This window comes from Amycolatopsis sp. NPDC026612 (assembly GCF_040638285.1).
In the GTDB taxonomy this organism is placed as follows: Bacteria; Actinomycetota; Actinomycetes; order Mycobacteriales; family Pseudonocardiaceae; genus Amycolatopsis.
On sequence record NZ_JBEZYB010000121.1, the window covers coordinates 1 to 19,371 of the forward strand.

At 72.3% G+C, this 19,371-nt stretch carries 17 protein-coding genes and 2 tRNA genes; 7 read left to right on the forward strand and 12 right to left on the reverse strand.

Going from position 1 to position 19,371, the window contains the following annotated elements:
- The 7 genes from AB0F15_RS42490 to AB0F15_RS42520 form a co-directional block, all read right to left on the reverse strand.
- A partial coding sequence (locus AB0F15_RS42490) for a winged helix-turn-helix domain-containing protein (RefSeq protein WP_360283148.1) occupies window positions 1-515 on the reverse strand: 515 nt, incomplete at its 3' end.
- The gene (locus AB0F15_RS42495) at window positions 512-1,075 is read right to left on the reverse strand and encodes a hypothetical protein (RefSeq protein ID WP_360283150.1); all 564 of its coding nucleotides are present in this window, start codon (window positions 1,073-1,075) and stop codon (window positions 512-514) included. The genes AB0F15_RS42490 and AB0F15_RS42495, both read right to left, overlap by 4 nt.
- 219 nt (window positions 1,076-1,294) lie before the next feature.
- A tRNA-Arg gene (locus tag AB0F15_RS42500) sits at window positions 1,295-1,368 on the reverse strand.
- A gap of 41 nt (window positions 1,369-1,409) precedes the next feature.
- Window positions 1,410-1,499 (reverse strand) — tRNA-Ser (locus AB0F15_RS42505).
- Between the two features lie 65 nt (window positions 1,500-1,564).
- Window positions 1,565-3,280: a phosphatidylglycerol lysyltransferase domain-containing protein gene (locus AB0F15_RS42510; RefSeq protein ID WP_360283152.1), complete on the reverse strand. Its 1,716-nt coding sequence runs from the start codon at window positions 3,278-3,280 to the stop codon at window positions 1,565-1,567.
- Window positions 3,281-3,317: 37 nt separating this feature from the next.
- Window positions 3,318-5,297: an acetoacetate--CoA ligase gene (locus tag AB0F15_RS42515; RefSeq protein ID WP_360283154.1), complete on the reverse strand. Its 1,980-nt coding sequence runs from the start codon at window positions 5,295-5,297 to the stop codon at window positions 3,318-3,320.
- An 85-nt stretch (window positions 5,298-5,382) separates the two neighbouring features.
- Window positions 5,383-6,012, reverse strand: coding sequence for a dienelactone hydrolase family protein (locus tag AB0F15_RS42520; protein ID WP_360283156.1), 630 nt, complete (start codon window positions 6,010-6,012; stop codon window positions 5,383-5,385).
- Window positions 6,013-6,160: 148 nt separating this feature from the next.
- Between AB0F15_RS42520 and hisC the strand changes: the two genes are divergently transcribed.
- Complete coding sequence (hisC, locus tag AB0F15_RS42525) at window positions 6,161-7,225, forward strand: histidinol-phosphate transaminase (RefSeq protein ID WP_360283158.1); 1,065 nt, start codon at window positions 6,161-6,163, stop codon at window positions 7,223-7,225.
- On the opposite strand, the gene AB0F15_RS42530 is transcribed toward hisC, so the two are convergent.
- The 3 genes from AB0F15_RS42530 to AB0F15_RS42540 all read right to left on the reverse strand — a co-directional run bounded on the left by AB0F15_RS42530 (window position 7,206) and on the right by AB0F15_RS42540 (window position 8,868).
- Entirely contained in the window at window positions 7,206-7,979 is a 774-nt protein-coding gene (locus tag AB0F15_RS42530; protein WP_360283160.1) for a sulfite exporter TauE/SafE family protein, read from the reverse strand. The genes hisC and AB0F15_RS42530 overlap by 20 nt on opposite strands.
- Before the next feature lie 95 nt (window positions 7,980-8,074).
- On the reverse strand, window positions 8,075-8,248 hold the full coding sequence (locus AB0F15_RS42535) for a hypothetical protein (RefSeq protein WP_360283162.1): 174 nt from the start codon (window positions 8,246-8,248) through the stop codon (window positions 8,075-8,077).
- Complete coding sequence (locus tag AB0F15_RS42540; protein WP_360283164.1) at window positions 8,245-8,868, reverse strand: GNAT family N-acetyltransferase; 624 nt, start codon at window positions 8,866-8,868, stop codon at window positions 8,245-8,247. Before AB0F15_RS42540 ends, AB0F15_RS42535 begins: the two co-directional genes overlap by 4 nt.
- Before the next feature lie 43 nt (window positions 8,869-8,911).
- Here AB0F15_RS42540 and AB0F15_RS42545 point away from each other — a divergent pair, with 43 nt between their 5' ends.
- Window positions 8,912-9,595 (forward strand): FadR/GntR family transcriptional regulator, encoded by a 684-nt coding sequence (locus AB0F15_RS42545; RefSeq protein ID WP_360283166.1) that lies wholly within the window; start codon window positions 8,912-8,914, stop codon window positions 9,593-9,595.
- Between the two features lie 42 nt (window positions 9,596-9,637).
- Window positions 9,638-11,137 (forward strand): adenylate/guanylate cyclase domain-containing protein, encoded by a 1,500-nt coding sequence (locus tag AB0F15_RS42550; protein WP_360283168.1) that lies wholly within the window; start codon window positions 9,638-9,640, stop codon window positions 11,135-11,137.
- Here AB0F15_RS42550 and AB0F15_RS42555 read toward each other — a convergent pair.
- Window positions 11,125-12,114 carry a beta-ketoacyl-ACP synthase III gene (locus AB0F15_RS42555; protein WP_360283170.1) on the reverse strand — a complete coding sequence of 330 codons (990 nt, stop codon included), beginning with the start codon at window positions 12,112-12,114 and terminating at the stop codon, window positions 11,125-11,127. The two genes, AB0F15_RS42550 and AB0F15_RS42555, sit on opposite strands and share 13 nt — an antisense overlap.
- 201 nt (window positions 12,115-12,315) lie before the next feature.
- On the opposite strand from AB0F15_RS42555, the gene AB0F15_RS42560 reads away from it, so the two are divergent.
- From AB0F15_RS42560 to AB0F15_RS42570, 3 genes are all read left to right on the forward strand, one after another.
- Window positions 12,316-12,789, forward strand: a complete 474-nt coding sequence (locus tag AB0F15_RS42560) for an Lrp/AsnC family transcriptional regulator (protein ID WP_360283172.1) — start codon at window positions 12,316-12,318, stop codon at window positions 12,787-12,789.
- Between the two features lie 49 nt (window positions 12,790-12,838).
- The gene (locus tag AB0F15_RS42565) at window positions 12,839-14,170 is read left to right on the forward strand and encodes an MFS transporter (RefSeq protein ID WP_360283174.1); all 1,332 of its coding nucleotides are present in this window, start codon (window positions 12,839-12,841) and stop codon (window positions 14,168-14,170) included.
- Between the two features lie 96 nt (window positions 14,171-14,266).
- Window positions 14,267-14,671: an SsgA family sporulation/cell division regulator gene (locus AB0F15_RS42570; RefSeq protein ID WP_360283176.1), complete on the forward strand. Its 405-nt coding sequence runs from the start codon at window positions 14,267-14,269 to the stop codon at window positions 14,669-14,671.
- Between the two features lie 96 nt (window positions 14,672-14,767).
- On the opposite strand, the gene AB0F15_RS42575 is transcribed toward AB0F15_RS42570, so the two are convergent.
- On the reverse strand, window positions 14,768-15,871 hold the full coding sequence (locus AB0F15_RS42575) for a S1 family peptidase (protein WP_360283178.1): 1,104 nt from the start codon (window positions 15,869-15,871) through the stop codon (window positions 14,768-14,770).
- 515 nt (window positions 15,872-16,386) lie between these two features.
- On the opposite strand from AB0F15_RS42575, the gene AB0F15_RS42580 reads away from it, so the two are divergent.
- Window positions 16,387-19,296 (forward strand): AAA family ATPase, encoded by a 2,910-nt coding sequence (locus tag AB0F15_RS42580; protein WP_360283180.1) that lies wholly within the window; start codon window positions 16,387-16,389, stop codon window positions 19,294-19,296.
- The last annotated feature ends 75 nt before the right edge of the window (window positions 19,297-19,371 follow it).

Consider the following 19,371-nt stretch of genomic DNA (forward strand, 5'->3'; position numbering starts at 1 on the left):
TATCTGCTAATCCTCGCGGCGCGGGGGGCGCCCCGCGTACTCACCGCCCAAGCCCCCCCCCACCCCCGCCCCCGCCCCCGCCCCCCCCCCCCCCCCGCCGCTCCCGCTCCTTCGGCGAAGTGATCAGCAGAGGACGTGGTTCGACCGCACGTACGGGTACCGGCCGAAGGCCTGGCCACGTCCGCGGATTCCGCGGCACTCGCGGCCGTGCCGCCCACCACCAGCAACGCAGCCGACCCTTCCACCGCGTCCCCGGGCGAACGGTGTGCTTCGAGCAGGGTCTGAGCACTTCCCCGGCCCGGGCCGAGCACGGCCAGCCCCAGCGGCGTGATGAGGTGGGTGGCCAGGTTTTCGTGCCGGTCGGTGGTGATGAGCCCCGCGTCGCGCAGGACGTTCGTGTGGTGGCTGACGGTCGCCGGCGCGACGCCGGCCCGCCTTGCCAGCCGGGTGGTGGTGCAGCCGGTGACGGCCGAGCGCAGGATGGTGGCCCTGGTGGTGCCGAGCAGCGCGCTCACGTGGTCGCCGCCGTGCCGGCCGGCCGGCAGCCGGCGCCGGCGTGGATCGGGAACACCAGGACCGGGCGCAGCCGGGGATCCGCCGGCGCGACCGGGTGGTACACCCCGAAGTAGCTGGGGATGAGCGCCAGCCCGCGACCGTCGAGGAAGAGGTCGCGATCGACCGGGTAGTCGACCACGAGCACCGGCGGCTGCCAGCGCGTGGCCGGTCCGAGCCACCGCAGCAGCCCTTCGGGGCCGGCGTGCAGGTAGCGGTGGACGCCGCCGGCGCACTCGACGCGCAGCCCCTCGTCGAGCACTTCGAGGTCCGGCTCGATCAGCGATCTGCAGTACAGCTGCAAAGCCCGCCGCAGGTGCCACAACGCGGCCGGCTTCCCACGGGCCAGTTCGCCCAATAACGTCGCCCCCGGCCCATCGACGGGCGCCAGCCTGCCGATCTCCGCCCGCAGACGCCGAGACGGCGTCGCCAGGACCAGTTCGGCGCCCGTTTCGACATCGGGCACCTCCGCGCAAGGCGTCAGGAAATCCGGGAAGTAAGCGGCGTGCGGAGCCACGGTCATCAGCGTCTGCACGGCCGCCCGCAGACGGTTGTCCCCACTCACCCGCTCGCGCACGCGCCGGCGCCACGAACCGAGCGACAACCCGCCCCCGGTGTGCTGCAGCGCTTGGACACTGCCGACGAACCAAGGTGTCTGCGCCGGAAAGAAGCGAAATGCAAAACAGGCCCGGCGCCTCCTGAAGGAGGCACTGGGCCTGTGTACTGCTGTCTCAACCAGACGTGCGCCCGAAGGGATTCGAACCCCTGACCTTCTGATCCGTAGTCAGATGCTCTATCCAGCTGAGCTACGGGCGCGTGTTCAGTTGTAACCTAGCACCCGGCGAACCGGGCACCAGCGGAGGCTCCGGGATTTGAACCCGGGAGGGGGGGTTACCCCCAACCGCATTAGCAGTGCGGCGCCATAGACCAGACTAGGCGAAGCCTCCTGGGCCCAACGACCACTGCTCAGATAGGTTACACACCCTCCGAACCCCTTCCGACGGCACCCCCCTCACGCCCGGCGCAGCAGTCTGAGCAGGCGCGGAGAGCGTCCGCCGAGTCCCTCCGCCTCGAACGTCGCGATGCCGACGCGCGGGAGTTCGCGCACTCCCGGGTACACCAAGTAGCGAGGCACCCAGCGCGGCTGGAACTTCGCGTTGAACCGGTACAGCGTCTCGATCTGGATCCAGCGCGAGAAAAAGTGGAGCACCTTCGCCGACATGCGGGCGACCGGCCCGGCGCCGATGCGCTGGCCCTGTTCCATCAACGCCCGGAACGCGGCGAAATTCAGGGAGACGTGCTCGACGCCGTGGCGGCCGGCCGCCAGGAGGAGCTCGGAGATCATCAGCTCGTTGACGCCGTTGTCGGCCGTGCGGTCGCGGCGCATGACGTCCAGCGAGAGTCCCGTTGTGCCCCACGGCACGAACTGGAGCACGCCGCGGACGTGGCCGCCCTGCTCGGCCGTCACCAGTACCGAACCCGGGTCGCCCATGCGGCCCAGCGCCATCGAGAAGCCGCGCTCGGTGTCCGTGCCGCGCCAGTTCGCGGCCAGGACCTCCAGCTCGGCCAGCTCACCGGGGCGCAGGTCCTCCGCCCGGCGCACCAGGACCTTGTAGCCCGCGCGCTTCGTGCGGGCCGCCGCTTGGCGGACGCCGCGCATGCTGCGGCCGTCCAGGGTGAACCCGGCGGCGTCGACGACGGCTTCGTCGCCGATCTCCAGGACCTCCAGGCCGAACCGGGCCCAGACCGTCGCGCCGAGCTCCGAGACACCCATCGCCGCCGGGACCCAGCCGCCCGAGCGGCAGACCTCCAGGTACTCCTCGATCGCGCCGGGCCACGCCTCGTGGTCGCCCAGCGGGTCGGCCGAGCAGAGCGCGACGCCGGCGATCACGCGGTAGGTGACGGCGGCCTTGCCCGTCTTCGAGAACACCGCGAACTTGTCGCGCCGCAACGCGAAGTAGCCGAGCGAGTCGCGGCCGCCGTGCTCGTCGAGCAGCCGGCGCAGCCGGGCGACCTCCTCGTCGGTCAGCCGCGGCGCCGGCTCGGCCGAGCGCAGCAGGAAGTACGCCGACACCAGGACCGCCGCGAGCCCGAACAGCAGGCCGACGGCGGCGGTGAGGTCCTCCAGCCACATCTGGTGGAACACCGCGGGCCCGCTGGCGGCGACCAGCGCGAGCGCGGCCTCCGCCAGCCGGTCCCCGAACCCCATCGGCGCCAGTACCGCCCGCGGCGCGACCGACAGCAGGATGACGTTGATCACGAACCCGGCCAGCGCGAGCTGGACGAACACGCGCACGGCCCGCCAGCGCCCGGCCACCGGATCCGGCTTCGCGATGAAGTAGCGCCGGTTCGCGATCAGGCCCACCAGCAGCACCACCGACACCAGGCCCGCGCCGAAGACGTGCTTCAGCCCGAGGTGCGACACCGTGAGCAGCACCGTCGCGCCGACCGCCAGCTGCCACGCCCGGCGCTTGCGGCGCCGGAGTCCCGCGGCCAGCAGCACCAGGAGCACACCCATGACCAGCGCCACGGTCGCCGCGGCGACCGTGGCCTCCTGCGGCAGCTCGAGCCATTCGGCCAGGTGCCCGCGCAGGCTGCGCCGCCCCGCCGGGATCAGGATCGACCCGAGCGTCATCAGCCCCGCCAGCCGGGTCACCCAGGTGATCACCCCCACGGTCGTGGCGCCCGCCACCTTCCAGGTGATCTGCGCGCGTGTTCCCGTCACCACCTGTGCAACCCGCCGTGGTTGATCATGCTTCCCCCATCTACCCCCCGGCGAGCTCCACGAACGGCGTCAGCGCTGCCGGGTTGGCCAGCGCATCGAGGCTGACCGCCCGGTCGGGAGCCACACCGGCGAGGATCTTCTTCACCGGTACTTCACACTTCTTACCGTTCAAGGTACGAGGTATCTCGGAAACCACGACAAACCGATCGGGTACATGACGCGGTGACAGCGCGCTACGAAGCTCCTTGCGCAGGGCCGGCTCGACGTCGTCCAGCCGGACGCCGTCCGCCAGCACCACGAAACAGATGAGCTGACCGTCCTCGTTGCCGGCCGCCGAAGTGTCCACGACCAGCGAATCGGCGATCTCGTCGTAGCCCTCGACGACCCGGTAGAACTCCGCCGTGCCCATCCGGACGCCGCCGCGGTTGAGCGTCGAGTCGCTGCGGCCGTAGATCACCGCCGACCCGCGGTTCGTGATCCGGATCCAGTCCCCGTGGCGCCACAGACCCGGGTACATCTCGAAGTACGCCTCGCGCAGCCGCGAGCCGTCGGGGTCGTTCCAGAAGAACACCGGCATCGACGGCATCGGCTTCGTGATCACCAGCTCGCCGACCTCCTCGACGACCGGCCGGCCCGCTTCGTCGAACGCGCTGACCGCCGCGCCCAGCGCCGGGCAGGACAGCTCGCCGAGCCAGACCGGCACGTCGGGCGCCGACGCGACGAACGCGGCGCACAGGTCGGTGCCGCCGGAGACCGAGCAGATCTGCACGCTCTTCCCGACCTCGTCCACGATCCACCGGAAGCCTTCGACGCTCAGCGGCGCGCCGGTGGAGCCCAGTGCGCGCAGCGCGGTCAGGTCGTAGCGCCCGGCGGGCTCGATGCCGGCCTTGAGGCAGCTCTGGATGAACGGCGCCGACGTGCCGAAGTACGTGACGCGGTGCTGCTCGGCGAGGTGCCAGAGCGCGTTCAGGTCCGGGCACCCGGGGCTGCCGTCGTAGAGCACGACCGTGGTGCCGACCAGCAGGCCGGAGATGAGGAAGTTCCACATCATCCAGCCGGTGGTGCTGAACCAGAAGAACCGGTCGCCCGGCCCGAGGTCGGTCTGCAGGGCGAGGGCCTTGAGGTGCTCGAGCGTGATGCCGCCGTGCCCGTGCACGATGCCCTTCGGCAGGCCGGTGGTGCCGGAGGAGTACAGCACCCACAGCGGGTGCGCGAACTCGACCGGTTCGAACAGCAGGGGCGCGCCCGCGTGCTTCGCGAGCAGTTCGTCCCAGTCGAGAGCGCCGTCCATCCGGCCTTCGCCGACGTACTCGACGAGCACGGTCGCGGCGAGCGACGGCAGCTGCCGCTGGAGATCGGCGATCGTCGCCCGGATGTCGAACTGGCGGCCGTTGTACGCGTACGCGTTGACCGCGAAGAGCACCTTCGGCTCGATCTGCACGAAGCGGTCCGCGACCGCGCGGACCCCGAAGTCGGGCGAGCACGACGACCAGATCGCCCCGATGCTGGCCGCGGCGAGGAACGCGACCAGCGTCTGCGGGCAGTTCGGCGCCAAGGCGACGACCCGGTCGCCCTTGCCGACGCCCAGTTCGAGGAACGCCGCCCGGGCCGCGGCGACCTGCGCGCGAAGCTCGCCGTAAGTCAGGTGGTTCGCGAAGCCGTCTTCGCGGTGGAAGATGACCGCGGTTTCGTCGTCGGCCTTCGCGGCGCCCGCGACGCCGGGGGTGAGCGCGTGCTCGGCGTAGTTCAGCGTGCCGCCCTCGAACCAGACGGCGTCCGGCATCCCGCCGGTGAGCACCGCACCCGGCTGGTCGTGCCAGCGGACGCCGAGGAAGTCCGCGGCCGCCGCCCAGAACTCCGGGCCGCGCTCGACGGAGAACTCCCAGAGCGACCGGTAGTCGTCGACCTCCACGCCGCGCTCGGCGCGCAGCCACCGGCGGAAGGCGTCGATCTTGGTGTCGGCAACGTGGCCCGGCTCGGGGCGCCAGAGGACCTCGGGGGCGTCGGCGGTGTGCGTCACGCCCCGAGCCTAATCCTTCGGATCAGGAAGTCACCGTGGTCGGAACCGACATGGAACCGCCCGCGGAAGTGGTGGTCACCCACGCCTACCGCAGGTGCGCGTCGAACCAGTTGAGCGTGCGCTGCCAGGCCTCCGCGGCCGCACCCGGGTCGGCGTCGAAGCGGTGGTTCGCACCCGGGTAGTGGACGACGTTCGTGGCGACCTTCGCCGACGCCGCGGCGTCGCGCAGGCGCTCGACGTCGGCCCCGCCCGCCTCGTCGCCGGCGTCGCCGTACATGCCGAGCCACGGGCTGGTGAGCCGCCCGGCGACCTCGACCAGCGCGGGCAGCTCGGCGACCTGCTGGCCGCCGACGCTGACGGCCGCGCCGAGTTTGCGGTGCGAAGCGACGACGAGGGCCGCGGTGCCGCCCAGGTCGAAGCCCATCACGCCGAGCAGGTCGGCTTCGACGCCGCGCTCGACGAGCCAGGCGAGGGTCAGGTCCGTCGCGTCGAGCAGGTCCTGTTGCGTGAGGCGCTCGTTCTCGAGGTGCGGGGTGACGGTCAGCCAGCCCTCCGAGGCGAGACTGGCGAGCAGCAGTTTCACGCCGTCGGTGACGCCGTCCGCCTCGTGCAGCACCACCAAACCGCCGCGTAGCGCGCCTTCGGGTTCCGAGAAGGTCAGGCGCAGTGCTCGGCCGTCGGTGCGCTGGTACTCCAGGGTGCTGGTCGACGTCATTGCGTCACTCAATCACTTCCAGGTGAACGGGAGGAACCCCGTGTCGCAGGTCACCACGCCGGCTACCGGCCGGATTGGCAGTCGCGAGGGGGCGGCCGGAAAAGCTACGGTGGCCGGGTTGTCCCGTCGATTTCCAGGAGCGCCGAAGATGCCGTCCGTGTCCCCGCGTGCCGATCTCGAATCGTTGCCGAAATACGTCCCCGGCCGGACGATCGAAGGCGCGATCAAGCTGGCGAGCAACGAGGTACCCGGCGGCGCGCTGCCGAGCGTCGCGCAGGCGATCGCCGCGGCTGCCGCGGACATCAACCGTTACCCCGACACCGGTTCCCAGGCGCTGCGCGAGCGGCTGGCGCGCGAGCTGGACGTGCCGGTGGAGCGCGTCGCGATCGGCTGCGGCTCGGTCTCGCTGTGCCAGCAGACGATCCAGGCCGTGTGCGCCCCCGGCGACGAGGTCATCTTCGGCTGGCGCTCCTTCGAGGCGTACCCGATCGTCACGCAGGTCGCGAACGCCGTCCCGGTGAAGGTGCCGATCACCGAGGGCCAGGAGCTCGACCTCGACGCCATGCTCGCCGCGATCACCGACCGGACGCGCGTGGTCTTCGTCTGCAACCCGAACAACCCCACCGGGACGGCGGTGCGCCGCGCGGAGCTGGAGCGGTTCCTGGCCGCCGTGCCCGAGCACGTGCTGGTCGTGCTGGACGAGGCGTACAAGGAGTTCGTCACCGACCCCGAGGTGCCGGACGGCGTCGAGTACACCCGCACCCGGGCGAACGTCATGGTGCTTCGCACGTTCTCGAAGGCGTACGGCCTCGCGGGCCTTCGCGTCGGTTACGCGGTCGCCCCCGAGCCGATCGCGGACGCGCTTCGCCAGGTGTACGTCGCCTTCTCGGTGAACATGCTGGCCCAGGTGGCCGCGCTGGCCTCGCTCGACGCGGCCGACGAGCTGCTGGACCGCTGCAAGGAGATCGTCGCCGAGCGCGGGCGGGTGCGGGACGCGCTGCTCGAAGCGGGCTACCGGGTGCCGGAGACGCAGGCGAACTTCGTCTGGCTGCCGCTCGGTGACCAGGCCACCGCGTTCGCCGAGCACGCGCTGGACCGCAAGCTGGTGGTGCGCCCGTTCGCCGGCGACGGCGTCCGCGTGACCATCGGAACCCGCGAGGAGAACGACCTGTTCCTGGCCGCGGCGCGCGAATTCACTTCGCGAACTGCTTGACCACCAGCTGGACGACGGCGGCGACGCCGATCACCACGATCACGCCGCGCAGCACCGCCGGCGGCAGCCTCCGCCCGATCTTCGCGCCGAGGAAACCGCCGGCGGTGGAGCCGACGGCCAGCCACAGCACGACGGCCCAGCTGATCGGCGCGACGAACGCGTAGATCAGCCCGGCGACGACGTTGACCACGGCGGCGAGCACGTTCTTCACGCCGTTGAGCTTCTGCAGCGGCTCCGACAGCAGCATCCCCATCACGGCCATCAGCATCACGCCCTGCGCGGCGGTGAAGTACCCGCCGTAGATGCCGATGAGGAAGATGAAGAACATCAGCAGCGGCCCGGGTTTGTGTTCGGTGCCGTTCTGCTCGCGCCGCTCGGCGACCCACTTCGACACCTTCGGCTGGACGATCACGAGGACCACGGCCAAGCCGACCAGCACGGGGACGACGGCTTCGAAGGCGTCTTTCGGCAAGGAGAGCAGCAGGATGGTGCCGCCGATGGCCCCGAGGAAGGATGCGACGGCGAACTTGGCTGTCTGCCGCCAGTAACCCTTGAGCTCGTGCCGGTACCCCCAGGCGCCACTGAGGGTCCCGGGCGCGAGGCCGATCGCGTTGGACGTCGTGGCGGTCACGGGCGGATAGCCGAGCGCGACGAGCACGGGGAAGGTCACGAGCGTCCCCGACCCGACGACGGCGTTGATGGTCCCCGCCCAGATCCCGGCGACCACGATGATCAGCGCGTGCCACCACGTCATGAAGCAATCACGTCCGGAGCCTAAGCACCGTGGCGCGCTCCCGCGACGCGGATGTGTCAGGTCAGACAGTCACCTCCGGGGCGAAGACGCAGAACTCAGATCAGCGGCCCCTTGCCCGCCGGGTCGGCGATCGGGACCGGCCAGTCGGCCGGGCGCGTGCCGCCGGTCAGCGAGTCGCGGCGGACGTAGCCGAGCGCGCGGCACCACCAGTCCGCGAGGGCCTGGTGGTCGTTCGCGTCCAGGGCGAGGTCCTTGAATCGCGCCGTCATGCCGCTCCTTCCGGGACGTGGGCCGGGACGACGTCGGACACCACCCGCCAGCCGAGCGTGCTGTACAGCCCGCGTCCGGGCGCGGAAGCCAGCAGCACGGCCGAACGGGCTCCGGCCGCGACGCCCAGCCGGTGCATCACCACCCGGCCCAGGCCGCGGCGCCGGTGCTCCGGCTGGGTCTCGATCTTGTCGAACACCGCGACGCCGTCCACCACCGCGACCCGGCCGCGGGCCGCCGGGGCGTCGCCCGCCGACACCAGCACGTCCCACGCCGGTCCGTCGCCGGTCACCGTCACCGAATACGGCAGGGGAACGGCAACCGGGGGCACGCGCCCCTCGAACGCCATCAGGTACTCCGTCTCCCCCGCTGTCCACGCCGGGGTCAGGCCGGCCAAGACGGCGGACCGCGAGCCGCACGTCTTCAGCCACGTGCCCGGCGACGCCACCGCCGCGGCCCGGGTGGCCACCGTGGCCGGCGAGCGCAGCAGGTAACGCACCCGGTGGCCGGGCAGCCCGACGTCGACGCGGTGGCCGTCGGGCTCGTCGACCGGTGGTGGCGTCGCCCGCGAAACCGCCCAGCCGCGCACCCAGGCCCGCAAGATCTCCATGGTCTCGATCATGACAGCCACCCCCGGCAATTCCGTGAGCTGAGAGGATGAGCCCGTGGACACCGAGCAGGTCTGGAGCGCGACCGTCGACCGGCTGCGGGCGCGGATCGACTCCGGCGACCTGCCGCCGGGCTCACGGCTGCCCGCCGAGCGCGTCCTGTGCGAGGAGCTCGGGATCAGCCGGGGCTCGCTGCGGCAGGCCCTGCGCGTCCTCGATTCCATCGGGTACGTCCAGATCCGCGCCGGCTCCGGCACCTACGTCCGCGAACCGCGGGAACAGCCGCTGCGCACCTGGTTCACCGAGCACGACCAGCTCGTCGAGAAGCTCTTCGACCTGCGCGCGACCGTCGAGCCGACCCTCGCCGAACGGCTGGCCCGGCACGCGACCGCGAAAACCCTGAGCCGGCTGGAGGACAACGTCGCCGAGATGGCGCAGGCCGCCGAGGACGGGGACATGCTGCACGTCATCGCCGCCGACGCGGAGTTCCACCGGGTGATCGCGCAGAACGCGGGCAACGACGACGTCGCCGGGCTGCTGCGGTCGGTGCTCGCCCTGGTCGGCGAGGAGCGGCGGACCGCGCTGCGGCTGCCCGGGCAGATCCGCAAGGCCGTCGCCGACCACCGCGCCATCCTCGACGCCATCCGCCGGTCCGACCCGGCCGCCGCCCGCGAGCTGACCCTCAAGCACCTGGTCGACGCGAAGACGTACGCCCACGACTACGCCGCCGAGGAGCACTGACACCGGAGGTGGCCTCGGCTTTTCCCCCGTACGATCAACGCCGTGCGCAGGATCGCCGTGGGGAATTTCCGGGTGGTGTTGCGCACCAGCTTGGGCTTCGCCGGGCTGGGCGTCGGCTCGAGCGTCGCGGGCTCCGGCGTGGTCGCGCTGCTGCTGGTGCTGCAGGGCCTGCCCAGCGACGTCGGCGACCGCGGCTGGGTGCTCGGCCTGACGGCGGCCGGCATCGTCGCCGCGGCACTGCTCGTCGGGACGCTGTGGACGGCGTGGCTGCAGCGCCGCACCGCGATCTGGTTCGTGCTCGGCCGCCCGCCGTCGGTGAGCGAGGCGCGGCGCGCGCTGCGGCTGCCGGTCGACATGGCGGTGGTCAGCGGCACGCTCTGGCTGATCGGCACCGTGGTCCTCACCGTGCTCGCCGGCGTGCTCGGCTCCCCGGGCGACGCCGGGGGCATGGCGACGGTGATCGGGCTCGGCGGGCTCACCACCGTCGGGCTCACCTACCTCGCGGCCGAGTGGGTGGCGCGGCCGGTGATGACGATCGCGCTGGGGGTACTGCCGCCGCGCGGCTCGCTGCCGGTGACCGTGCTGACCCGGCTGATCGTCACCTGGGCGCTGGCCAGCGGGGTCCCGTTCGTGGGCGTGCTGCTCATCGCCACACCGCCGGACCTGGGCTCGGGCGACCACACCGCGAGCCTCATCATGCTGTCGGTGATCGGCCTCGGCGTCGGCGCGATCGGCACGGCGCTGCTGGCCAGGGCGGTCGCGGCGCCCCTGCACCGGCTGCGGCTGGCGCTCGACGAGATCGCGCGCGGCAACACCGGCGTCACGGTCGACGTCGACGACTCCAGTGAGATCGGCCTGCTCCAGACGTCGGTGAACCAGCTCGCCGCCGGCCTGCGCGAGCAGGAGCGGATGCGGGACCTGTTCGGCAGGCACGTCGGTGCCGATGTCGCCCGGCACGCCCTGGAGTACGGCGCCTCGCTTTCGGGTGACGTCCGCGAGGTCACAGCGTTGTTCGTCGACGTCGTCGACTCGACCGCGCTGGCCTACCGCACCCCGCCGGAGGAACTGGTCGGCAAGCTGAACCGGCTGTTCGCCGTGGTCGTCTCGGCGGTCAACGCCCGCGGCGGCCTGGTCAACAAGTTCCAGGGCGACGCCGCGCTGTGCATCTTCGGCGCGCCGACGCGGCTCGCGGACGCGCCGACGGCCGCGCTGGCGGCGGCCCGCGCGATCCGGGACGCGGTGCGCGAGGCCGGCGAACTCGACCTCGGCATCGGCGTCTCGGGCGGTCCGGTGTTCGCCGGGCAGCTCGGTTCGAGCAGCAGGCTCGAGTACACCGTGATCGGCGACGCGGTCAACGAGGCTGCCCGGCTCACCGAGCTCGCCAAGGCGGTGCCGTCACGGGTTCTGGCCAGCGACGCCGTCGTCTCCGCGGCGCTGCCGAGCGAAGGCGCGCACTGGGAGAAGCACGGTGAGCTGGAGCTGCGCGGCCGCCAGGAGGCGACGCCGACCTGGACGACCGGCCCGGATCCTCAGGCCAGCTGACCCGGATCGGGCCAGCGCAGCACCGTCGAGCCCCAGGTCAGGCCCGCGCCGAACGCGCTGAGCAGGACGCGGTGGCCGGCGACCAGCGTGCCGTCGGCGTGGGCGTCGGCCAGGGCGAGCGGGATGGACGCGGCGCTGGTGTTGCCGACCCGGTCGATGTTGGCGACCACCGCGTCGGCCGGCATCCCGAGCTGCTTCGCCGTCGCTTGGAGGATCCGGATGTTCGCCTGGTGGCCGACGAAGCGGTCGACGTCGCCGACCATCCAGCCCGCGCGCTCCAGGACGGTGCGCGACGATTCCGCCATGCGCGCGCAGGCGTGCCGGAACACCGCGGTGCCCTGCATCGCGAGGAAGCGGTCGGCCGGGTGCTCCGAGAGCCGCTTCCGCGCACCGCCGGCCTCGACCCACAGCAGGCCGGCGTGCTCGCCTTCGCTGTGCAGGTCGAAAGGTCCGAGCGCGCCGGGCTCACCCGCGTCGCCCGCGCGCAGGAGCACCGCGCCGGCACCGTCGCCGAAGATCGGGACCGTGGTGCGGTCGGCGGGGTCGATGAGCGTGGTGAAGGTGTCGGCGCCGATCACGAGCACGCGCTCGGCCAGCCCTCCCGCGATGAAGCCCGCGGCCGTGGCCAGCGCGTAGACGAAGCCGCTGCACACGGCGTTCACGTCGAACGCCGCGGCCGTGCCGAGGCCGAGCCGGGCGGCGACCTGCGGCGCGCTGGCCGGGCAGGGCTGGTCGGGGGTGGAGGTCGCGAGGACGACGGCGTCGGCGGACGTGCCCCCCAGCGCGGCGCGACCCGCCCCGACCGCGAGATCCACAGTGGACTCCCCCGGTCCGGCGACGCGGCGCTCGCGGATCCCGGTGCGGGTCCGGATCCACTCGTCCGAGGTGTCGAGCCGGGCCGCGATCTCGTGGTTGTCCAGGACTTTCGTCGGCAACCACGAACCGAGGCCGGTCAACACGGCGGCAGGTGCGGGCACGGGAGAGCCTCCCCACGCCGGCGGGTTGGCGGAGCGACCGGCTGGTCTTCCACTTCTATGGGCTACCCCCTGGTAGACCGGCCAGTTGTGGTGCAGCTCACTTGAGAAGTTGTTTCATCTTCCCGTCGGACGGAGTAGTGAGCGACGTCACTGCGGGGTCAATCCGGGCGGATTGTCGGGGGTGCCGGTTAGCCTGCTGGGGTGCGGACACCCGACCTCGACGCGCTGGACATCGCCATCCTCGCCTGCCTCCAGGCGGACGCCCGCACGATCGCCGAGACGATCGGCGCGAAGGTCGGGCTCTCGGCCGCGGCGGTGCAACGGCGGATCAAGCGGCTGCGCGAGGCGGGCGTCATCGAGCGCGAGGTGGCCGTGCTGTCGCCGGAGGCGCTCGGGCTGAGCATGACGTTCGTGGTGACGGTCGAGATGGAGCGGGAGAACCTCGCGGTCCTCGACGGGTTCCGCCGCCAGGTCCTGACCGACGACGCCGTGCAGCAGTGCTATTACGTCACCGGCACTGCCGACTTCGTGCTGATCGTGACGTGCCCGGACATGGCGGCCTTCGAGGCGTTCACCCGGCGGATGTTCTTCGAAAACCCGAACGTCCGGCACTTCACGACGAGTGTGGCGATGGACCGGGTGAAGGTGGGGCTCACCCTGCCGCTCGACCCCTGACCCGGCGCTATCCTGGAGCGCTGTCCACCGGGGGGAAGGACTTCGCAACGTGCTCCGGATCTTTCTGACCGCGACGTTGATCGACGCGCTCGGCAGCGGGCTGTGGGTCCCGTTCGCCCTGCTGTTCCTCGTGCACGGGCAGGGCATGGGCCTGGTGGACGCGGGCGCGTCGCTGAGCACCGGCGCCCTGCTCGCCCTCGTCACCGGCCCGGCGACCGGGGCGGCGATGGACCGCTTCGGCCCGCGCGCCCTGCTCATCGCGGGCAACCTCGTGCGGATGGTCGCGTTCGCGGCCTACCCGCTGGTGCACACCAGCTGGCAGGTGATCGTGGTTTCGGCCGTGGCCGGGTTCGGCGACCGGCTGTTCTGGACGTGCAACGCGCCGATGGTGGCCCGGCTGACCGCAGGAGCCGACACCGACCGCGTGCTGGCGACGCAGACGATCGGCCGGTTCGCCGGAGCGGGCATCGGCGCGGCGGCGATGGCGCTGCTGCCGACGATCACCAGCCCGGCGGCCTTCCACGTGCTGGCCTACGTGAACGCGGCGAGCTTCGCGGTGGCGGCGGCGCTGATCCGGCTGCTGCCGCGGCCGGGCGGGGGCGGCATCCGCGACGCCGAGGCAGCTTCGGTCTCGCCTGCCTCACCAACCCCAGCCCCGCCGGCGCGTGGTGCCGCAGCCGGGCAGCCGAACCGGCCCGGCAGCTGGCGGGCCGTGCTCGGCGATCGGCCGTTCACCGGGTTCTGCGTCACCCACATGGCCTTCACCCTGGCCAGCGCCAGCAAGTTCTCGGTGCTGCCGATCGTGGTGCGGGATCTGCTGCATGGTCCACAGTGGATCGCCGGGACCGCGATCACCGCCGGGACCGTGGTCGTCGTCACCACCCAGCGGCCGATCGTCGCGCTGCTGGCCGGGCGCAGCCGGACCGCCGGGCTCGTCGGCGCCGCCGTGCTGTTCGCGCTGTGCTTCGCGCTGTTGATCCCGCTGCAGGCCGTCTCGCTGCCGGTGGCCACCGGGTTGATCCTCGTGACCAGTCTCGGCTTCTCGGTCGCGGAGGCGCTGTTCGGTCCGACCGCCACCGCGGCGGCGGCCGCGGCGGCCCCGCCGGGGGGCCGAAGGGCGCGCCAGCTCGATCTTCCAGCTTTCCTGGGGCCTGCCCGTCGCGCTCGCGCCGGGGCTGCTGGCCACCCTGCTCAGCACGAGCAACGCGCTGACCTGGTCGATCCTGGCGCTGACCTGCGCGTCCGCCGTCCCCGCGCTGCTCGCGCTCCGGAAGAAACTGCCGGCTGCCCTCCGGGAACCGTCACCACCCGTGGCCGCCTGAGCGCAAGCGGTATGTGCCCGGTGTTACACCACATTGGACGGATGCAACCGATCAAGTGAACGTGAAGCTTTCTCCGTCATGACCGTTGGCCCTGGTCATCTCCTTGCCGAAGCAGTTCGCGCCGCGCGAACCACCGCGAGACTCCAGGAGGGGCCGTGCACACCGACGCCGTACACCAGAGCCAGTTCGTGTTGCTGAACGAGAGCACCACGCCCGTCCTGTCGCGCCTGTCCTACCACGCCCACGAGCCGTTCGCGGTGACCGTGGCCTTCCGGACCGAGCGCGGCCGGTGGATCGAATGGACCTTCGCGCGTGACCTCCTCGTGGCCGGTCTCGACGAGCCGGCGGGTCTCGGTGACGTCCGGATCCGCCCGGACCTGTCCGATGACGAAGACTTCCTCACCCTCGAAATCGAGTCACCGGACGGCTACGCGTCGTTCGAGCTCGAGATCGAAGACATCCGGACGTTCCTCGACGCGTCCTGCGAACTGGTGCCGCTCGGCGAGGAGAGCGCGCACTTCGACGTCGACGGGCTGATCGAGGAGATCAGCAACGTCTGACCCCTGAACCTCCCATTCCCGCGGCGAGGAAGAAGGGCGGGTTTCGGGCGCGCTGGAGGCGCCCGAAACCCGCCCTTTCGCTGTCTCCGTACGGACTCAGCTGGTCTTCAGCGTGGTGCCGGTGCCCGAAAGCGCGGCGCCGATCGGGAAGAAGTACGTCACGGACGTGTTGCCGCCGGACAGCAGGCCCTGCGCGTAGTTGCCGGCGATGAAGCCGCCGCCCGAGTCACCGGCCGCCGAGCGGACGTTGGTCGCGGTCATGCCGTTGACCGTGCCCTCGGAGTAGCGGACGCTCTGGTTCTTGGCTCCGATGGTGCCGCAGGTCCAGCCGGTGGTCGAGCCGGCCTTGCAGACCGACGAGCCGGTCGCGGCGTTCGACGAGCCACGCACCGCGGTCCCGTTGTTCATCTGCGCGACCGGGGTCCAGTTGCTGTTGGTGCGGACCGCCGCATAGTCGCTGCCCGGGAATCGGTAGGTGATCCAGCTGCCGAGCGACGCGCCGTTCGACCCGGTCAGCGCACCGCCGCCGGTGAGCGCGCCGCAGTGGCCGGCGGTGAGGAAGCCGGTGGTCGTCGAGAACCCGACCGAGCAGCGGGCCGAACCACCGATGTAGTACGGATCGCCACCGCGGATGTTGGCGTACATCGTCGGCTTGGCGGCCGTTTCGCGGATCGCCACCGCCGACTTGTCCACACCGGACTTCGCGAGGAACGCGTCGGCCGCGGCGCGCTGGCCCTGCAGCACGTCCAGGGTGACCCGGTTGGCGGTGTCGTCGACGCCCCAGCCGGTGATCGCGGCGGGCGCCGACCGGTCGGCGGCGTTCAGGGTGTCCACAGTGGAGTTCAGCTGGCGGGCGCTGAACTTCACGACCTCCGCTTCCGCACCGGCTTCGCGGATCTTGCCGGCCAGCGCGGCGTTCGTCGTCGTGACGTGCGCCTTGCCCGTGGCGGCGTTGAAGGTCGCGCCGCCGAACGCGTCGCCGAGTGCCGCGGTGAGCGCCGCGGTGACCTTGCCCGCGACGTCCTCGTTCTTCAGCCGCGTGAGCGCCTGGTCGTGGGTCAGGCCCAGGTCCCGCTCCATGGCGGGCACGATGTCCGGGTTCAGCAGGTCCTGGCCCGACGCGGGCACGGCGATGGCGGTGAGCGCGCCCGTCGCCACGACCGCGGTGGCAGCGGCACCGAGAAGTCTCGCGATCTTCATGCTTCTCCCAAGTGGTTACAGTGGTTACGCGCAGCTCCGCATCGGCCACGCAGTGGTACTCCCCCGAGTGAGGGTGCCCGTCGTGGGCGTTACGGTGCAATCCGGGCACCCGGCGAATGGGTATACGCATTCACCGAGGACGAATCCCCTGCTCCAGCCGGACTCAAGCCCCCAGGGTCACCCGGTCGGACAGGTCCGTAAGTAGGGTTTCCGCGAACTACTTTCAGTAGTTGGCGCCAGGACTCGAACGCGTTAACCGACGTTCGACCGGGCGATCGGCCAGGGTTTCGTACGCGCGGTGACCCGATCCCGCCGGTTCCCGCAGCAAACCGGTGACGGCGGGTAGGCGGACGTGTGACAACAGCGCCGGCCACGTATTCGGTGAAAGGTTTACGGACGGATCAACGCTGCTTAGGCTCCGCGCACAGCTCTGCCTCAGTGGCCGAGCCCCAGGCCCCAGCCGGGGGCGAGCCCCTGGCCCACCGGGGCAGCCGGTGTGTGTCGAGGAGGGTCGAATGTGGCTGACCACCCCCCGCCCCACCTCGGTTTCCGTCCGGTCCGGACCCGCCCGGCTGACCGGCCGCGACACCGAGCTCGACACGGTCGTCGACGTGCTCGAAAGACGCCCGGCCGCGGTCCTGGTCGAGGGCGAGCCCGGCATGGGCCGCACCCGGCTGCTCGCGGAGATCGGGCGGCGCAAGGAGTTCGACGGCGGCCGCGTGCTCACCGGGGCCTGCCAGCCGCTGCGGGAACCGTTTCCCTACGGGCCCGTCCTGGAAGCGCTTCGCGCCGCGGGCGACGCGCCCCTCGGGCCGCTCAGCCCGGTCGCCGGCGTGCTGCGGCCGTTGCTGCCGGAACTCGCGGAAGCGCTTCCTCCGCGGCCCGAACCCCTCGCCGACCCCGTCGCCGAGCGCCACCGCGTCTTCCGTGCGGTGCGTGAACTGCTGGCCGCCTGCGGACCGACGCTCGTGCTCGTCGACGACCTCCAGTGGGCCGACGAAGACACCCGGGACCTCCTGCGGTTCCTCGCCGGCGCGATGCCGCCGGAGCTGGCGGTGGTCGTCACCTACCGGTCGGCCGCCGACGCGGGGACGGTGTCACGAGGCGCGCCGTTCCGCGCCGACCCGGCCGTCCACTCCGCCCACGTCGTGCTCGGCGCGCTCGACGTCGCCGCCGTGCGCACGCTGGCCGCCGACATCCTCGACCTGCCCCGGGTCACCGGCGAATTCGCGGCGAAGCTGCACGAGTGCACCGCCGGGATCCCGTTCGTGGTCGAAGAAACGCTGCGGGCGCTGAAGGAAGCGGCCGAACGGCTCCCGGTCGGGGAAGTCCTCTCCGATCGCTTGCTGGAGAACCTCGAAGTCCCGGTGCTGCTGCGGGAAACCGTCACCGAACGGCTTTCGGAGCTGCCCGAGCAGGCGGTCCGGCTCGCCGGTGCGGCCGCGGTGCTCGGCGTCGGCGCCGAAGCCGCCGTGCTCGGCGAGCTGGCCGGGCTGTCCGGCGACGACCTCCGCACCGCGCTGCTCGCCGCCCTCGCCGCCGGGGTGCTCGGCGAAGCCGGTGACGGCAAGTACGGCTTCCGGCACCCGCTGGCGCGCAAGGCCGTCTACGACACGGTGCGCGGCCCCGAACGCACTTTGCTGCACGCGCAGGCGATCCGCGTGCTCGCCGCGCAGCCGTCCCCGCCACTCACCCTGCTGGCCCGGCACTCCCGCGCGGCCGGCCGCGTCGACCAGTGGCGGCACTACGCGGAGGCGGCCGCCGACGAAGCGATCACGCGGGGCGAGACGTCCCGCGCGATCGACCTCCTGCAGTCGGTGCTCGCCGAACCCGGTCCCGCGGAGGCCGACGTCGGCCGCGTGGCGGGCAAGCTGAGCCAGGTCGCGCTGCGGGGGTTCCGGCCCGACGTGCTCGGCACGCTGGAACGCGTGCTCGAGGAGGTGCGGCTGCCGCCGTCGGTCCGCGGCTCGATCCGGCTGAGCCTCGGCATGCTGCTGGTCCGGACCATCGGCGGGCTCGGCCGCGGCCGGCTCGAGGTCGAGCGGGCGGTCGGCGAGCTGACCGACCGGCCGGACCTCGCCGCCCGCGGGATCACGCTGCTCGCCCAGCCGATCGACGGGCTGACGCCGCTGTCGTGGCACGAATCCTGGCGCGCCCGCGCGGGCGAGGTCTACGAACGGCTCGACGACCCGGAGCTGCGGCTGGCGCTGACCGCCGACCGCATCGCCGCCGCCTCGCACGTCGGCGACGGCTCGGCGTGGGCGGAGTTCGAAGCGCTGCCGGACACCGTCGGCACGGTCGCCGAGCGCGTCCAGCTGGCCCGGCTGTGGTGCAACCTGGCCGACGGGCAGTCCTGGGCCGGCCACCTCGATCGCGCCGAACGCCTGGTGACCGAGGGCGTGCGGCGGGCGACCGACACCGGTGCGCTGTACGCGATCGGCCTGATCCAGGGCACCCGCGTCCGGCTCGACTGGGTGCGCGGGCGCTGGACCGGCCTCGCCGAGTCCGCCGAGCAGCTGCGGGACAGCTATCCCGAACTCGGCCCGATCGTCATGGAGTCCTCGCTCGTGCTGGGCGGCCTCGCGGCCGTGCGCGGGGAGTTCGCCGCCGCGCAACGGCACCTGACCGCGGCGAGCGTGCACGCGCCGGACCGCGGCCCGATCCCGGTGGTCCTGTCGGCCGCCGGGATCCTGATCTCCGTGCTGCTCGCGACCGACGACGTCGACGGCGCGTGCGCGGCGGCCGACACCGCCGTGGCCGCGGCCGGACGCAAGGGCGTCTGGATCTGGGCGGCCGCGCTGGTCCCGCCGGCGGCGCAGGCGTACGCGCGGGCCGGGCGCTGGCCGGAGGCCGACAACGTCGTCGAGGCGTTCGCGCGCGGCATCGAGGGCCGTGACGCGCCACTGGCGGCCGCCGCACTGGTGGCCGGCCGGGCGGTGCTGCTCGAAGCCCGCGGAAAGCACCTGGCCGCGGCGGCGTTGTTCGACGAAGCGGCCGCCGGCTACACCGCGCTGCCGATGCCCTACCCCGCGACGGCCATGCGGGAACGCGCCTCGATGTGCCGCCTCGCCGCGGGCAACCGCGAGGCCGTCGACGAGCTGACCGCGGCGGCCGAGGCGTACGAACAGCTCGGCGCCACCCGGGACGCCGGACGCTGTCACCACCAACTGCGCGAGCACGGCGCTTGGGCACCCTCGCAACGCGGACGGCGGGGGTACGGGAGCGAGCTCTCGCCACGGGAGCGCGAAGTGGCGCGGATGCTCGCGGAGGGACGGACGAACCGGGAGATCGCGGACGGCCTGTTCCTGTCGCCGCGGACGGTGGAACAGCACGTGGCGAAGGTGCTGCGGAAGCTGGGGGCCCGGTCGCGGACGGACGTGGCCCGCAAGCTGCCCGGCGAGGTGACGACCGCACCGGCCGGCTGAGAAGCGCCCCAATGTGGCCTTGGTTGCGTTCAACGCACCCAATGTGGCCTTCGGTGCGTTCAACGCACCGAAGGC

Bases quoted from the DNA above. Each gene is read 5' to 3' on its own strand.
- AB0F15_RS42495 (WP_360283150.1), bottom strand. From the start codon at position 1,075: ATGACCGTGGCTCCGCACGCCGCTTACTTCCCGGATTTCCTGACGCCT.
- AB0F15_RS42520 (WP_360283156.1), bottom strand. From the start codon at position 6,012: ATGACGTCGACCAGCACCCTGGAGTACCAGCGCACCGACGGCCGAGCA.
- hisC (WP_360283158.1), top strand. From the start codon at position 6,161: ATGCCGTCCGTGTCCCCGCGTGCCGATCTCGAATCGTTGCCGAAATAC.
- AB0F15_RS42530 (WP_360283160.1), bottom strand. From the start codon at position 7,979: ATGACGTGGTGGCACGCGCTGATCATCGTGGTCGCCGGGATCTGGGCG.
- AB0F15_RS42535 (WP_360283162.1), bottom strand. From the start codon at position 8,248: ATGACGGCGCGATTCAAGGACCTCGCCCTGGACGCGAACGACCACCAG.
- AB0F15_RS42540 (WP_360283164.1), bottom strand. From the start codon at position 8,868: ATGATCGAGACCATGGAGATCTTGCGGGCCTGGGTGCGCGGCTGGGCG.
- AB0F15_RS42575 (WP_360283178.1), bottom strand. From the start codon at position 15,871: ATGAAGATCGCGAGACTTCTCGGTGCCGCTGCCACCGCGGTCGTGGCG.
- AB0F15_RS42580 (WP_360283180.1), top strand. From the start codon at position 16,387: ATGTGGCTGACCACCCCCCGCCCCACCTCGGTTTCCGTCCGGTCCGGA.